General features: G+C 66.6%; 9 protein-coding genes and 3 rRNA genes. 6 read left to right on the forward strand and 6 right to left on the reverse strand.

What is annotated here, in order from left to right; all coding sequences use genetic code 11:
* Nucleotides 1–690: a two-component system response regulator MtrA gene (gene mtrA / locus JIX55_RS21120; protein ID WP_189823911.1), complete on the reverse strand. Its 690-nt coding sequence runs from the start codon at nucleotides 688–690 to the stop codon at nucleotides 1–3.
* Between the two features lie 8 nt (nucleotides 691–698).
* A complete protein-coding gene (gene mtnA, locus JIX55_RS21125) occupies nucleotides 699–1,844 on the reverse strand; it encodes an S-methyl-5-thioribose-1-phosphate isomerase (RefSeq protein WP_257564865.1) in 1,146 nt (381 codons plus the stop codon).
* A gap of 140 nt (nucleotides 1,845–1,984) precedes the next feature.
* Here mtnA and JIX55_RS21130 point away from each other — a divergent pair, with 140 nt between their 5' ends.
* The 5 genes from JIX55_RS21130 to JIX55_RS21150 are packed head-to-tail and all read left to right on the forward strand — an operon-like array spanning nucleotide 1,985 to nucleotide 7,565.
* Nucleotides 1,985–3,346 (forward strand): glycerophosphoryl diester phosphodiesterase membrane domain-containing protein, encoded by a 1,362-nt coding sequence (locus JIX55_RS21130; RefSeq protein ID WP_257564866.1) that lies wholly within the window; start codon nucleotides 1,985–1,987, stop codon nucleotides 3,344–3,346.
* 40 nt (nucleotides 3,347–3,386) lie between these two features.
* Nucleotides 3,387–4,076 carry a DUF4129 domain-containing protein gene (locus JIX55_RS21135; protein WP_257569414.1) on the forward strand — a complete coding sequence of 230 codons (690 nt, stop codon included), beginning with the start codon at nucleotides 3,387–3,389 and terminating at the stop codon, nucleotides 4,074–4,076.
* On the forward strand, nucleotides 4,073–5,266 hold the full coding sequence (locus JIX55_RS21140) for a DUF4350 domain-containing protein (RefSeq protein ID WP_257564867.1): 1,194 nt from the start codon (nucleotides 4,073–4,075) through the stop codon (nucleotides 5,264–5,266). Before JIX55_RS21135 ends, JIX55_RS21140 begins: the two co-directional genes overlap by 4 nt.
* Nucleotides 5,266–6,255, forward strand: coding sequence for an AAA family ATPase (locus JIX55_RS21145; protein WP_257569415.1), 990 nt, complete (start codon nucleotides 5,266–5,268; stop codon nucleotides 6,253–6,255). The genes JIX55_RS21140 and JIX55_RS21145 overlap by 1 nt, the downstream gene beginning before the upstream one ends.
* Entirely contained in the window at nucleotides 6,255–7,565 is a 1,311-nt protein-coding gene (locus JIX55_RS21150) for a DUF58 domain-containing protein (RefSeq protein ID WP_257564868.1), read from the forward strand. Before JIX55_RS21145 ends, JIX55_RS21150 begins: the two co-directional genes overlap by 1 nt.
* Before the next feature lie 94 nt (nucleotides 7,566–7,659).
* On the opposite strand, the gene rrf is transcribed toward JIX55_RS21150, so the two are convergent.
* From rrf to JIX55_RS21170, 4 genes are all read right to left on the reverse strand, one after another.
* A 5S ribosomal RNA gene (rrf, locus tag JIX55_RS21155) occupies nucleotides 7,660–7,776 on the reverse strand.
* 88 nt (nucleotides 7,777–7,864) lie between these two features.
* Nucleotides 7,865–10,987, reverse strand: a 23S ribosomal RNA gene (locus JIX55_RS21160).
* 300 nt (nucleotides 10,988–11,287) lie between these two features.
* Nucleotides 11,288–12,813, reverse strand: a 16S ribosomal RNA gene (locus tag JIX55_RS21165).
* Together the 16S, 23S and 5S rRNA genes form the textbook arrangement of a ribosomal RNA operon.
* Nucleotides 12,814–13,404: 591 nt before the next feature.
* Nucleotides 13,405–14,412, reverse strand: a complete 1,008-nt coding sequence (locus JIX55_RS21170) for a stage II sporulation protein M (RefSeq protein WP_257564869.1) — start codon at nucleotides 14,410–14,412, stop codon at nucleotides 13,405–13,407.
* Between the two features lie 138 nt (nucleotides 14,413–14,550).
* On the opposite strand from JIX55_RS21170, the gene JIX55_RS21175 reads away from it, so the two are divergent.
* A complete protein-coding gene (locus JIX55_RS21175; protein WP_257564870.1) occupies nucleotides 14,551–15,588 on the forward strand; it encodes an RDD family protein in 1,038 nt (345 codons plus the stop codon).
* Nucleotides 15,589–15,599: the final 11 nt, after the last annotated feature.

Here is a 15,599-nt window from a genome sequence, read left to right on the forward strand (position 1 = left end):
TCAGCTGGGCCCTGCCTTGTATCCGACGCCCCGGACGGTCACCACGATCTCCGGCCGCTCCGGGTCCTTCTCGACCTTGGAGCGCAGCCGCTGCACATGGACGTTCACCAGACGGGTGTCCGCAGCGTGGCGGTACCCCCAGACCTGCTCCAGCAGGACCTCCCGGGTGAACACCTGCCACGGCTTCCGCGCCAGCGCGACCAGCAGGTCGAACTCCAGCGGCGTCAGCGCGATCGACTGCCCCTCCCGCTTCACGGAGTGCCCGGCCACATCGATGACCAGGTCACCTATGGCGAGCTGCTCCGGCGCCGGCTCCTCCGACCTCCTCAGCCTGGCCCGGATCCGGGCCACCAGTTCCTTCGGCTTGAACGGCTTCACGATGTAGTCGTCCGCGCCCGACTCCAGGCCGACCACCACATCCACGGTGTCGCTCTTCGCCGTGAGCATCACGATCGGCACCCCGGACTCCGCCCTGATCAGACGGCAGACCTCGATCCCGTCCCGGCCCGGCAGCATCAGATCCAGCAGCACCAGATCCGGTTTGGCCTCACGGAACGCGGCCAGCGCCTTGTCGCCGTCGGCTACGAAAGACGGCTCAAAACCTTCACCACGCAACACAATGCCGAGCATCTCGGCCAGTGCGGTGTCGTCGTCGACGACAAGGACTCGTCCCTTCATGAATGCCATCATCCCATTAACTAAATCGTTACCTGGCGTGACCTGTCACACAGCTCGGCAAGCGCATCGGCGGTCACGGGCGACACAGCCCCTTCCTCGGTGACAATCGCCGTCACCAACTCGGGCGGCGTCACGTCGAACGCCGGGTTGTACGCCTGGGTCCCCAGGGGTGCCACCGCGATCCCGCCTCCCGCCTCTGCTCCCGCCACCGGCACCTGAGGTGCCGTGATCTCGGTCACCTCATGACCCGCGCGCTGTTCCACCTCGATGGACGCCCCGTCCGGGGTGTCCGGATCCACCGTCGTCACCGGCGCCACCACGATGAACGGCACGTGGTGATACCGGGCAAGGACCGCGAGCGGGTAAGTCCCCACCTTGTTCGCCACCGATCCGTCGGCGGCGATCCGGTCGGCCCCCACCAGCACCGCGTCCACCTCCCCCGCCGCGAAGAGCGAACCCGCGGCATTGTCCGTGAGCAAGGTGTACGCCATTCCGCTGCGCGCCGCCTCATAAGCGGTCAGCCGAGAACCCTGCAGCAACGGCCGCGTCTCGTCCACCCACAGTCGACGCAGCCGCCCCGACCGGTGCGCGGCGAGCGCCACCGCGAACGCCGTGCCCTCACCACCCGACACCAGCGAACCGGTGTTGCAGTGCGTGAGCACCCGGTGCCCGCCGCCCGGCAGCAGCTCGTCGAGCAGCGCCAGCCCGTGCGCGGCCATGAGGGAACTCGCCTCGGCGTCCTCCCGGTGCAGCGACCGCGCCGCGGCAAGCGCCGCCCGCGCGGCCTGCTCCTGGTCGCCCGTCCGGCCGAGCTCGGCCCGGTGCGCGGACCGTGCGCGGCGCACACCGACGGCGAGGTTCACCGCGGTGGGCCGGGCACCCTCGAGCGCCTCGGCGGCGTCCTCCACGTCGAACCCACGCGCGGCGGCGAGCGCGACGCCGTACGCCCCGGCGATCCCCAGCAGCGGCGCCCCGCGGACGGCGAGCGAACGAATCGCCTCCACCAGCGCGGGCGCGTCCGTGCACACCAGCTCGACCTCCTCGGCCGGCAGCCTCGTCTGGTCCAGGAGGACCAGGACGGGGCCTTCAGGTGGCTCGTCCCAACGGATCGCGGGTATCTCGGTCGGCCGGGTGTCGTCGCCGGATTGCGCGTACTGATCAGCCATGCCGTCAGTCTGCCCCGTATCCGTCGGACAATTGAAGGTACGCAGCGCATACGGCCCCCGGTCACTTCTCGGACAGCGCGTGGCACGATGGGCGCCAAGCTGCCGCCGCGACCGCGGACGAGCACCGTGAAGGAGCGACGATGAAGGACACTCCGGGCTGGGCCTCGCCCGGATCCGCCCCCTCGGACGGCCAGGAGCCGGACCAGCAGGGCTCCGCGCAGCCGGCGGACCACAGCGGCGCGGACCAGGCGCAGCCGCCGTCCAAGTGGTCCAAGGAACAGCCACCACCCGCCCAGTGGACCGCTCCGAGCCCGCAGAGCCCCGGCCAGACCCCGCCACCACCGCCGCCTGTCCCGGGCTGGAGCGGACATCCCGGCGCACCCCATCCCGGCCCCCCGCACCCCGGCCCCGGCGGCTACGGCCCGCCCGGCGGCCACCCCGGCTACGGCGTCCCCGGCCCGGGCTACGGCGCTCCCGGCTGGGGCGGCGGATGGGGAGGCCCCCCGCCCGCGGCCAAGCCCGGCGTGATCCCGCTGCGCCCGCTCGGCATCGGCGAGATCCTCGACGGCGCGGTCTCCACCATGCGCACGCACTGGCGCACAGTCCTCGGCATCTCCCTGACCGTCGCGGTCATCACCCAGATCGCGGCGATCCTGCTCCAAGGCCTCGTCCTCAACGACACCGCGAACTCGGACGTCCTCAGCGACCCGACCGCCACGCCCGACGAGCTGGGCCGCGCCCTCGGCGACACCCTGCTGACCACCTCCGCCGTCCTGGTGATCTCCCTGCTGGGCACCATCATCGCGACGGCCCTGCTCACGACCGTGACCAGCCGAGCCGTCCTCGGCAAGCCGGTGACCACCGCCGAGGCCTGGCGGGACGCCCGCCCGCAGCTCCTCAGGCTGGGCGGCCTGACCCTCCTGCTGCTCGTCATCGCCGGCCTGATCATGACCGTGGGCATCCTGCCCGGGGTCCTCATCGCCGCCGGGGGCTCGACCGGTGCGGGCGTACTCCTCGCCCTCCTCGGCGGACTCGGTGCCTTCGTCCTCACCGTGTGGCTGATGATCCGCTTCTCGCTCGCCTCGCCCGCGCTGATGCTGGAGAAGCAGGGCGTGGGGAAGTCGATGAACCGCTCCGTCAAACTGGTGCGTGGCTCCTGGTGGCGGGTCCTCGGCATCCAACTGCTCGCCGCGATCATCGCCTACGTGGTCGCGTCGATCGTCGTGATCCCCTTCTCCGTCGTGGCCGCTCTCCTGGACGGCAACGGCATCTCCGACTTCCTCGCCTCCGGCGGCGCAAACATCGGCTGGACGTACCTCGTCATCAGCGGCGTCGGCGCGGTGATCGGATCCACCGTCACCTTCCCGATCAGCGCCGGCGTCACCGTCCTCCTCTACATCGACCAGCGCATCCGCCGCGAGGCCCTCGACCTCGAACTGGGCCGCGCCGCCGGTGTCCAGGGCTACGGCGGCGACACCTCCGCCGCCACCCCGGGGAGCTGATGCGGTGAGACTGTCGGGGGGAGCGCTGACAGCCGTACCGATGTCGTGGCGCTCGGCGGACGAGCCACCCGTCACCCTCCCGCGCGACCCCGCGCGGGAGGCGGCGCAGCGCGAGCTGTCCAAGGGCATGTACCACGAGAACGACCCCAGCTGGTACGAGCGGGCCATCGACGCCTTCTGGGACTGGCTCGACAAGCTGTTCGGCGCCGCCTCCGCAGCCACCCCCGGCGGCACACTCGGCCTCGTCGTCATCGTCCTGGCCGTTCTGGCCCTCCTCGGAGCGCTGTGGTGGCGCCTCGGCACCCCTCGCCGCCCCCCTGTCTCGTCCGCCGTGCTCTTCGACGACGGCCCCCGCAGCGCCGCCGAACACCGCGCGGCCGCCGAGGCACAGGCCGCCCAGGGCCACTGGAACCAGGCCGTCCAGGAACGCATGCGTGGCGTTGTCCGCTCCCTGGAAGAACGCGCCCTGCTCGACGCGCGCCCCGGGCGCACCGCCGACGAGGCGGCCTCCGAAGCGGGCCTGGTCCTTCCCGCCCAGGCGGACCGACTGCGCGCCGCCGCCCGGGACTTCGACGACGTCACGTACGGCGGCCGGTCCGCGGCCGAAGGAACGTACCGTCGGCTCGCCGCCCTCGACGACGACCTGGAACGCACCAAGCCCGCCCTGGCGAGCAACACCGCCAGCACCGCGAGCACGGCCCACAGCAGCCGCCGAGGAGCCGCCGAATGACCACCGAGGCCACGCTCCCGCCCACCTCGGTCTCGCCCACCACCCGCCAGGTGTGGACCCGCGCGCGCGGTGTCGTGCTCGCGGCCGTGATCCTCCTGGCGGCGGCCGTCGTGATCGCCGTGATCCGATCCGGCGCCGAACACGGCCGCCTCGACCCGCGCTCCGCCGACACCAACGGCAGCCGCGCCGTCGCCGAACTCCTCGCCGACCAAGGCGTGTCCACCCGACTCGTCACCACTCTCGACGAGGCAAGCGCCGCCGCCGGCCCCGACACCACGCTCCTGATCGCCGTCCCGGACCTGCTGACCGACTCCCAGCAGAGCCGCCTCCGCACGGCGACCGAGACCTCCGGCGGCCGTACGGTCCTCATCGCCCCCGGCTCCTCGTCCGTCAACACCCTCGCCCCCGGGGTCACCGCCGACTCCGTCCTCAGCTTCGACTCCACACTCGTGCCCCGCTGCGACCTGGCAGCCGCCCGCCGCGCGGGCAGCGCCGACACCGGCGGGATTCGCTACCACGTCACGGCCCGCGCGGCGGACACCTGCTACCCCGACGAGGGCCTGCCCACCCTGGTGCGCGTCCCGGCAGCCGAGGGGGACGGCGACACCGTCGTACTCGGCGCCCCCGACATCCTCTACAACAGCAGCCTCGACGAACAGGGCAACGCCTCGCTCGCCCTCCAGCTCCTCGGCTCGCGCCCTCATGTCGTCTGGTACCTCCCCTCGCTCTCCGACGACTCGGCCACCGACTCCGGCAGCCGCAGCTTCTTGGACCTGCTCCCCTCGGGCTGGCTCTGGGGCACCGTGCAGCTCTTCGTCGCCGGAGCCGTGGCCGCCTTCTGGCGGGCACGCCGACTCGGCCCCCTGGTGCCCGAGAAACTCCCCGTCGCGATCCGCGCCTCCGAAACCGTCGAAGGCCGCGCCCGCCTCTACCGCAAGGCCAACGCCCGCGACCGCGCGGCCGCCGCTCTTCGCTCCACCACCCGCACGCGCCTCGCCCCCCTCGTAGGTGTCCCCGTCTCCCGGGCGCACACGCCCGAGGCCCTGCTCCCCGCCCTGTCCGCCCATCTCCACGGCGACGGACAGTTCCTGCACGCGCTCCTCTTCGGCCCGCCGCCCAGCGACGACACGGCCCTCATCGCCCTCACCGACCAACTCGACGCCCTCGAAAGAGAGGTACGCCGTTCATGATGGACCCGACCACTGACAACGCCGGGACCACCGAGGACCCGGGCGCCGCCCGAGCCTCTCTGGAGGCCCTGCGCGCCGAGATCGCCAAAGCCGTGGTCGGCCAGGACCCCGCCGTGACCGGCCTCGTCGTCGCCCTCCTGTGCCGCGGACACGTCCTACTGGAAGGAGTCCCTGGAGTAGCCAAAACGTTGCTCGTCCGCGCCCTGGCATCCGCACTCGAGCTGGACACCAAGCGCGTCCAGTTCACCCCGGACCTCATGCCGAGCGACGTCACCGGCTCACTCGTCTACGACACCCGCAGCGCCGAGTTCTCCTTCCAGCCCGGCCCGGTCTTCACCAACCTGCTGCTCGCCGACGAGATCAACCGCACCCCGCCGAAGACCCAGTCCTCCCTGCTGGAGGCCATGGAGGAGCGTCAAGTCACGGTCGACGGCACCCCGCGCCCGCTCCCGGACCCGTTCCTGGTCGCCGCCACCCAGAACCCGGTCGAGTACGAGGGCACATACCCCCTCCCCGAAGCCCAGCTGGACCGTTTCCTCCTCAAACTGACGGTCCCGCTCCCGTCCCGCCGGGACGAGATCGACGTCCTCACCCGCCACGCCGAGGGCTTCAACCCGCGCGACCTGCGCGCCGCCGGCGTACGCCCCGTCGCGAACGCGGCCGACCTCGAAGCCGCCCGCGCCGCCGTGGCCAAGACGACGGTCTCCCCCGAGATCACCGCCTATGTGGTGGACATCTGCCGCGCCACCCGCGAATCCCCGTCCCTCACCCTCGGCGTCTCCCCCCGAGGCGCCACGGCCCTCCTCGCGGCCTCCCGCGCCTGGGCCTGGCTGACGGGCCGCGACTACGTCATCCCCGACGACGTCAAGGCACTGGCACTCCCGACCCTCCGCCACCGCGTGCAGCTCCGCCCGGAGGCCGAGATGGAAGGCGTGACGGCCGACTCGGTCATCAACGCGATCCTCGCCCACGTCCCCGTCCCCCGCTGATGGCCCCCACTGGACGCGCCGCACTCCTCGCGGCCCTCGGCACCCTCCCCGTAGGCATCTGGGAACCCAGCTGGACGGGCATCCTCGCCGTGAACGCCCCCTTGGCCCTGGCGTGCGCCTGCGACTACGCCCTCGCCGCCCCCGTGCGCCGCCTGGGCCTCACGCGCTCCGGCGACACCTCCGTACGTCTGGGCGAAACCGCGGACGTCACCCTCACGGTCACCAACCCCTCCAACCGCCCTCTGCGCGCCCACCTCCGCGACGCCTGGCCCCCCAGCAGTTGGCTCACCGGCACCGAAGTGGCCGCATCCCGCCACCGCCTCACGGTCCCCCCGGGCGAACGCCGCCGCGTCACCACGCGCCTGCGCCCCACCCGCAGAGGCGACCGCCAAGCCGACAAAGTCACGGTCCGCTCGTACGGCCCCCTCGGCCTCTTCGCCCGCCAGGGCAGCCACAAGGTCCCCTGGACCGTACGCGTGCTCCCGCCGTTCAACAGCCGCAAGCACCTGCCCTCCAAGCTGGCCCGTCTGCGCGAACTCGATGGCCGCACCAGCCTCCTGACGCGCGGCGAGGGCACGGAGTTCGACAGCCTCCGCGAGTACATCCCCGGCGACGACACCCGCTCCATCGACTGGCGCGCCACGGCCCGCCAGTCCTCGGTCGCGGTACGCACCTGGCGCCCCGAACGTGACCGCCACATCCTTCTCGTCCTGGACACCGGCCGCACCTCCGCGGGCCGCGTGGGCGACGCCCCCCGCCTCGACGCCTCCATGGACGCCGCGCTCCTCCTGGCCGCCCTCGCCTCCCGCGCCGGCGACCGCGTGGACCTCCTGGCCTACGACCGCCGCGTACGAGCTCTCGTCCAGGGCCGCACAGCCGGCGACGTCCTCCCGTCCCTGGTCAACGCGATGGCTCCCCTCGAACCCGAGCTCGTCGAAACGGACGCCCGCGGCCTCACGGCCACCGCACTCCGTACGGCCTCCCGCCGCGCCCTGATCGTCCTCCTCACGACCCTCGACGCGGCGCCCGTCGAACAGGGCCTGCTCCCCGTCCTGTCCCGCCTCACCCAACGTCATACGCTTCTGGTGGCCTCGGTCGCTGACCCGCATATCGCCCGTATGGCCAACTCCCGAGGCACCACAGAAGCCGTCTACGAGGCCGCAGCAGCCGCCCAGGCCCAATCAGACCGCCACCGCACCGCCGAACAACTCCGCCGGCACGGCGTCACAGTCGTCGATGCGACTCCGGAGAACCTGGCGCCGGCCTTGGCCGATGCCTATCTGGCCCTGAAGGCAGCAGGCCGCCTCTAATCCCTCTGATTCAAAGGCGCGTAACCCTGGAAAGGGAGCACCCCAAAACGCAGAAAGGCCCACACCGTGAGGTGTGGGCCTTTCCGTAATATTTGTTCGGCGGCGTCCTACTCTCCCACAGGGTCCCCCCTGCAGTACCATCGGCGCTGTAAGGCTTAGCTTCCGGGTTCGGAATGTAACCGGGCGTTTCCCTCACGCTATGACCACCGAAACACTATGAAACAATCAACCGCACCACGCTCCGTGGAGACGTGGGGTTGTTCGTGGTTTCAGAACCAACACAGTGGACGCGAGCAACTGAGGACAAGCCCTCGGCCTATTAGTACCAGTCAACTCCACCCCTTACAGGGCTTCCATATCTGGCCTATCAACCCAGTCGTCTACTGGGAGCCTTAACCCATCAAGTGGGTGGGAATACTCATCTCGAAGCAGGCTTCCCGCTTAGATGCTTTCAGCGGTTATCCCTCCCGAACGTAGCCAACCAGCCATGCCCTTGGCAGGACAACTGGCACACCAGAGGTTCGTCCGTCCCGGTCCTCTCGTACTAGGGACAGCCCTTCTCAATATTCCTGCGCGCGCAGCGGATAGGGACCGAACTGTCTCACGACGTTCTAAACCCAGCTCGCGTACCGCTTTAATGGGCGAACAGCCCAACCCTTGGGACCGACTCCAGCCCCAGGATGCGACGAGCCGACATCGAGGTGCCAAACCATCCCGTCGATATGGACTCTTGGGGAAGATCAGCCTGTTATCCCCGGGGTACCTTTTATCCGTTGAGCGACGGCGCTTCCACAAGCCACCGCCGGATCACTAGTCCCGACTTTCGTCCCTGCTCGACCCGTCGGTCTCACAGTCAAGCTCCCTTGTGCACTTACACTCACCACCTGATTGCCAACCAGGCTGAGGGAACCTTTGGGCGCCTCCGTTACTCTTTAGGAGGCAACCGCCCCAGTTAAACTACCCATCAGACACTGTCCCTGATCCGGATCACGGACCCAGGTTAGACATCCAGCACGACCAGACTGGTATTTCAACGACGACTCCACCTGAACTGGCGTCCAAGCTTCACAGTCTCCCAGCTATCCTACACAAGCCGAACCGAACACCAATATCAAACTGTAGTAAAGGTCCCGGGGTCTTTCCGTCCTGCTGCGCGAAACGAGCATCTTTACTCGTAGTGCAATTTCACCGGGCCTATGGTTGAGACAGTCGAGAAGTCGTTACGCCATTCGTGCAGGTCGGAACTTACCCGACAAGGAATTTCGCTACCTTAGGATGGTTATAGTTACCACCGCCGTTTACTGGCGCTTAAGTTCTCAGCTTCGCCACCCCGAAGAGTGACTAACCGGTCCCCTTAACGTTCCAGCACCGGGCAGGCGTCAGTCCGTATACATCGCCTTACGGCTTCGCACGGACCTGTGTTTTTAGTAAACAGTCGCTTCTCGCTGGTCTCTGCGGCCACCCCCAGCTCAGGAAGCAAGTTCCCTCACCAGTGATGGCCCCCCTTCTCCCGAAGTTACGGGGGCATTTTGCCGAGTTCCTTAACCATAGTTCACCCGAACGCCTCGGTATTCTCTACCTGACCACCTGAGTCGGTTTAGGGTACGGGCCGCCATAAAACTCGCTAGAGGCTTTTCTCGACAGCATAGGATCATCCACTTCACCACAATCGGCTCGGCATCAGGTCTCAGACACATGGCATGCGGATTTACCTACACACCGTCCTACACCCTTACCCCGGGACAACCACCGCCCGGGATGGACTACCTTCCTGCGTCACCCCATCACTCACCTACTACCACCTTGGATCAGCGGCTCCACCACTTTCCTTTCCCCGAAGGGTCCGGAACGGCTTCACGGCCTTAGCATTAATGGGTTCGATGTTTGACGCTTCACAGCGGGTACCGGAATATCAACCGGTTATCCATCGACTACGCCTGTCGGCCTCGCCTTAGGTCCCGACTTACCCTGGGCAGATCAGCTTGACCCAGGAACCCTTGGTCAATCGGCGCACACGTTTCTCACGTGTGTATCGCTACTCATGCCTGCATTCTCACTCGTCAACCGTCCACAACTCGCTTCCGCGGCTGCTTCACCCGGCAGACGACGCTCCCCTACCCATCCCAGCGGGCGTTGGCCCTACATGCTGGAATGACACGACTTCGGCGGTACGCTTGAGCCCCGCTACATTGTCGGCGCGGAATCACTAGACCAGTGAGCTATTACGCACTCTTTCAAGGGTGGCTGCTTCTAAGCCAACCTCCTGGTTGTCTGTGCGACTCCACATCCTTTCCCACTTAGCGTACGCTTAGGGGCCTTAGTCGATGCTCTGGGCTGTTTCCCTCTCGACCATGGAGCTTATCCCCCACAGTCTCACTGCCGCGCTCTCACTTACCGGCATTCGGAGTTTGGCTAAGGTCAGTAACCCGGTAGGGCCCATCGCCTATCCAGTGCTCTACCTCCGGCAAGAAACACACGACGCTGCACCTAAATGCATTTCGGGGAGAACCAGCTATCACGGAGTTTGATTGGCCTTTCACCCCTAACCACAGGTCATCCCCCAGGTTTTCAACCCTGGTGGGTTCGGTCCTCCACGAAGTCTTACCTCCGCTTCAACCTGCCCATGGCTAGATCACTCCGCTTCGGGTCTTGAGCGTGCTACTCAAACGCCCTGTTCGGACTCGCTTTCGCTACGGCTACCCCACCCGGGTTAACCTCGCAACACACCGCAAACTCGCAGGCTCATTCTTCAAAAGGCACGCAGTCACGACGTTGAGTACAAGTACTCAACGCGACGCTCCCACGGCTTGTAGGCACACGGTTTCAGGTACTATTTCACTCCGCTCCCGCGGTACTTTTCACCATTCCCTCACGGTACTATCCGCTATCGGTCACCAGGGAATATTTAGGCTTAGCGGGTGGTCCCGCCAGATTCACACGGGATTTCTCGGGCCCCGTGCTACTTGGGTGTCTCTCAAACGAGCCGTACAGATTTCAGCTACGGGGGTCTTACCCTCTACGCCGGACCTTTCGCATGTCCTTCGCCTACCTGTACGGTTTCTGACTCGCCTCACAGCCGGCAGACTGTGAAAGAGAGATCCCACAACCCCGTATACGCAACCCCTGCCGGGTCTCACACGCATACGGTTTGGCCTCATCCGGTTTCGCTCGCCACTACTCCCGGAATCACGGTTGTTTTCTCTTCCTGCGGGTACTGAGATGTTTCACTTCCCCGCGTTCCCTCCACTTGCCCTATGTGTTCAGGCAAGGGTGACAGCCCATGACGACTGCCGGGTTTCCCCATTCGGACACCCCCGGATCAAAGCCTGGTTGACGACTCCCCGGGGCCTATCGTGGCCTCCCACGTCCTTCATCGGTTCCTGGTGCCAAGGCATCCACCGTGCGCCCTTAAAAACTTGGCCACAGATGCTCGCGTCCACTGTGCAGTTCTCAAACAACGACCAACCACCCATCACCCCGAACCAACCGGTTCGAGTGCACTGGGGCCGGCAACTGAGGGGTTCATTCCCTCAGACACCCAACAGCGTGCCCGACCAGCTCCCACCCGAAGATCATGCTTTCCACACTCTCACGAGCAGTACTCACAGCCCCCGACCCGGAAACCAGCCGAATAATCAACGTTCCACCCATGAGCTGACCACCGCAGAACATTTGCCTGCGTAGTGGCTCTGGATCCCTTGCGAGATCTAGATGCTCCTTAGAAAGGAGGTGATCCAGCCGCACCTTCCGGTACGGCTACCTTGTTACGACTTCGTCCCAATCGCCAGTCCCACCTTCGACAGCTCCCTCCCTTACGGGTTGGGCCACCGGCTTCGGGTGTTACCGACTTTCGTGACGTGACGGGCGGTGTGTACAAGGCCCGGGAACGTATTCACCGCAGCACTGCTGATCTGCGATTACTAGCAACTCCGACTTCATGGGGTCGAGTTGCAGACCCCAATCCGAACTGAGACAGGCTTTTTGAGATTCGCTCCGCCTCACGGCTTCGCAGCTCATTGTACCTGCCATTGTAGCACGTGTGCAGCCCAAGACATAAGGGGCATGATGACTTGACGTCGTCCCCACCTTCCTCCGAGTTGACCCCGGCAGTCTCCTGTGAGTCCCCATCACCCCGAAGGGCATGCTGGCAACACAGAACAAGGGTTGCGCTCGTTGCGGGACTTAACCCAACATCTCACGACACGAGCTGACGACAGCCATGCACCACCTGTACACCGACCACAAGGGGGCGACCATCTCTGGCCGTTTCCGGTGTATGTCAAGCCTTGGTAAGGTTCTTCGCGTTGCGTCGAATTAAGCCACATGCTCCGCTGCTTGTGCGGGCCCCCGTCAATTCCTTTGAGTTTTAGCCTTGCGGCCGTACTCCCCAGGCGGGGAACTTAATGCGTTAGCTGCGGCACCGACGACGTGGAATGTCGCCAACACCTAGTTCCCACCGTTTACGGCGTGGACTACCAGGGTATCTAATCCTGTTCGCTCCCCACGCTTTCGCTCCTCAGCGTCAGTAATGGCCCAGAGATCCGCCTTCGCCACCGGTGTTCCTCCTGATATCTGCGCATTTCACCGCTACACCAGGAATTCCGATCTCCCCTACCACACTCTAGTCTGCCCGTATCGAATGCAGACCCGGGGTTAAGCCCCGGGCTTTCACATCCGACGCGACAGACCGCCTACGAGCTCTTTACGCCCAATAATTCCGGACAACGCTCGCGCCCTACGTATTACCGCGGCTGCTGGCACGTAGTTAGCCGGCGCTTCTTCTGCAGGTACCGTCACTTTCGCTTCTTCCCTGCTGAAAGAGGTTTACAACCCGAAGGCCGTCATCCCTCACGCGGCGTCGCTGCATCAGGCTTTCGCCCATTGTGCAATATTCCCCACTGCTGCCTCCCGTAGGAGTCTGGGCCGTGTCTCAGTCCCAGTGTGGCCGGTCGCCCTCTCAGGCCGGCTACCCGTCGTCGCCTTGGTGAGCCATTACCTCACCAACAAGCTGATAGGCCGCGGGCTCATCCTTCACCGCCGGAGCTTTCCACACTCATCGGATGCCCGAGAGTGTTGTATCCGGTATTAGACCCCGTTTCCAGGGCTTGTCCCAGAGTGAAGGGCAGATTGCCCACGTGTTACTCACCCGTTCGCCACTAATCCCCACCGAAGTGGTTCATCGTTCGACTTGCATGTGTTAAGCACGCCGCCAGCGTTCGTCCTGAGCCAGGATCAAACTCTCCGTGAATGTTTACCCGTAATCGGGTGCACACATCACGAGAGCGGAACAGCCAGGCGGAATAAGCCCGGCCGTTCACAGCGTCCTCGCTGTGTTTATTTCAAAGGAACCTCGCCCCAACCGAATGGCCGGGAACGGGGTATCAACATATCTGGCGTTGATTTTTGGCACGCTGTTGAGTTCTCAAGGAACGGACGCTTCCTTTGTACTCACCCAAGTTATCCTCAGGCTTTCCTCCGGGCGCTTCCCTTCGGTCTTGCGTTTCCAACCTTACCAGATCCGTTTTCCGTTCCGTTCCCGGTCGGAATTCATTTCCAGCGGCCGTTGGAGGGCCTTGCCTATTTGATTGCCTTGCGGCTTTCTTTTCGGCGAGTCCGACTTTATCAGAAGTTTTTGGCCGGACTAACCAGCCGCTCGTTCTGAATCATCGGATGGGGCTCACTCGGGAACGCATTCACGAGGAGCCGACAGATGTGCACTGTCACCGGGGGCGTCTCCACCTCTAGGCAACTGTGTAAATCTACCTCCCCGCACGCACCGTGTCAAGAGCTCCTGCGGGAACGAAGAGGAGACTAACAGCCCGGCGGGGGTGTCCGCACATCAGGCGGCCGTAGGGACCGCAGCGCTGCGTTCGTGCTCCTCGACGTCACCCGTGTCGCCGGCTCGGACGGCGCGTCCGCCCAGGACATAGACGTAGGCGAGGAAGGCGAGCTCGGCGAGGACGCCGATGGTGATGCGGGCCCAGGTGGGCAGGCCGGACGGGGTGACGAAGCCTTCGATGGCGCCGGAGACGAAGAGGACCAGCGCCAGGCCTATCGCCATGCCGAGGGCGGCTCTCCCTTCCTCGGCCAGGGCCGAACGTCGGGTACGGGGACCGGGATCGATGACGGTCCAGCCGAGGCGTAGGCCCGTGCCGGCGGCCACGAAGACAGCGGTCAGTTCCAGGAGGCCGTGCGGGAGTATCAGGCCGAGGAAGACGTCGAGGCGGCCGGCCGAGGACATCAGGCCGATGCCCACGCCGAGGTTGAGCATGTTCAGCAGCAGGATCCAGAGGACCGGCAGGCCCAGGAAGATGCCCAGGACGAGGCACATCGCGGCGGCCTGTGCGTTGTTCGTCCATACCTGGGCGGCAAAGGAGGCGGCGGGATGGCTGGAGTAGTACGTCTCGTACTGGCCGCCGGGACGGGTCATCTCGCGGAGGTCGTCGGGGGCCGCGATGGTGGCCTGGACCTCAGGATGGGCGCCGATCCACCACCCCAGGAGGACGGCGACGAGCGTGGAGAGGAGTGCTGTGGGGACCCACCAGTGGCGGGAGCGGTACACCGCGGCCGGGAATCCATGGGTCAGGAAGCGCGTGACGTCGCGCCAGGAGGCGCGTCGGTTTCCTGTCACGGCACTGCGCGCGCGTGCCACCAGTTGGCTGAGGCGGCCGGTGAGCTGGGGGTCCGGGGCGCTGGACTGGATCAGCGAGAGGTGGGTGGCGGTGCGCTGGTAGAGGGCGACGAGTTCGTCGACCTCGGCGCCGTTGAGGCGGCGCTGGCGGCGGAGCAGGGCGTCCAGGCGGTCCCACTCGGCGCGATGGGCGGACACGAAGACATCGAGGTCCATCGGGTGTGCTGCTCCTCGTCCCTCTCGTATTGCGTGTCAGCTTGTCGTACTGATCGCACTGCGGCGCGATGTGACCTCAGCTTGGCAGACTGGCCAGTCTCGGGGCAGGTCAGGGATGAAACCGGAAGGACTACGGGTGTGAGTGAGCTAGTGACAGGTGAGGCGGTGGCGCTGGAGCTGCGTCCCGCGAAGCTGCCGAGCCGGGCGCTGGCCGTGTTGGTCGACCTGATCGTGGCCATGGTCGTCTACTTCGCGGTGGTCCTGATCCTGGTGCTGGCGACGGCCGGTCTCGACGAGGCCGCGCAGATGGCGATATCCATCGCGAGCTTCCTGCTCGTACTGGTGGGCGGGCCCATCGCGGTGGAGACGCTGAGCCATGGCCGTTCGCTGGGGAAGCTGGCTTGCGGGCTGCGGGTGGTGCGGGACGACGGCGGGCCGATCCGGTTCCGGCACGCGCTGGTGCGCGGTGCGGTCGGGGTGGTCGAGATCCTGATGACGTTCGGGGTCGTCGCGTGCATCGCCTCGCTCGTGTCGGCGCGGGGGCGGCGGCTGGGTGACGTGTTCGCGGGGACGCTGGTCGTGCGGGAGCGGGTGCCGGCCGGGCAGACGGCGTTCATGCCGCCCCCGCCGCCCTGGCTGGTCGGGCGATTCTCCGGGCTCGACCTGTCCGCCGTTCCGGACGGGCTGTGGCTGGCCATCCGCCAGTACCTGACGCGCATGCGGCAGCTGGACCCGCATGTCGGCGCTGCCATGGCGGAACGTCTCGCCTCGGACCTCGCGGCGCGTACGGGGGCGCCGGCGCCGCACGGAGTGCCCCCGGGCGCGTATCTGGCGGCCGTGGTGCATGAGCGGCAGGCTCGGGAGGCTCGCCAGGCGTTCGGGGGCGCGGGGGCAGTCGGGCGGGGAGCGCCGGTCGGTGGTTCCGGGTGGGGTGGTCCGATGGCTCGGCCCTCGATGCCTCAGCCTCCGGTGGCCCCGGCGTATGCGCGGCCTGAGGGTTTTGTGGGACAGGCGCCGCCTGCCGATCCCTCGGGATATGTGCCACCTGTGGGAGCCGCCGGCGTACCCGGGGCTGGTGCTTCCGACGCGACGGCTCCGGGCGCTTCCGAGGCGCCGCAGGAGCCACTGGGGCCGCCTGCCGAGCGGCCGGGCACCGGGTTCGCGCCGCCCGCGTAAGCGACGACCCG

This window comes from Streptomyces sp. DSM 40750 (assembly GCF_024612035.1).
Classification (GTDB): Bacteria; Actinomycetota; Actinomycetes; order Streptomycetales; family Streptomycetaceae; genus Streptomyces.

What these genes read in the sequence shown, in the direction of transcription:
- mtrA (WP_189823911.1), bottom strand. Translation starts at nt 690, where the DNA reads ATGATGGCATTCATGAAGGGACGAGTCCTTGTCGTCGACGACGACACC.
- mtnA (WP_257564865.1), bottom strand. Translation starts at nt 1,844, where the DNA reads ATGGCTGATCAGTACGCGCAATCCGGCGACGACACCCGGCCGACCGAG.
- JIX55_RS21130 (WP_257564866.1), top strand. Translation starts at nt 1,985, where the DNA reads ATGAAGGACACTCCGGGCTGGGCCTCGCCCGGATCCGCCCCCTCGGAC.
- JIX55_RS21135 (WP_257569414.1), top strand. Translation starts at nt 3,387, where the DNA reads ATGTCGTGGCGCTCGGCGGACGAGCCACCCGTCACCCTCCCGCGCGAC.
- JIX55_RS21140 (WP_257564867.1), top strand. Translation starts at nt 4,073, where the DNA reads ATGACCACCGAGGCCACGCTCCCGCCCACCTCGGTCTCGCCCACCACC.
- JIX55_RS21145 (WP_257569415.1), top strand. Translation starts at nt 5,266, where the DNA reads ATGGACCCGACCACTGACAACGCCGGGACCACCGAGGACCCGGGCGCC.
- JIX55_RS21150 (WP_257564868.1), top strand. Translation starts at nt 6,255, where the DNA reads ATGGCCCCCACTGGACGCGCCGCACTCCTCGCGGCCCTCGGCACCCTC.
- JIX55_RS21170 (WP_257564869.1), bottom strand. Translation starts at nt 14,412, where the DNA reads ATGGACCTCGATGTCTTCGTGTCCGCCCATCGCGCCGAGTGGGACCGC.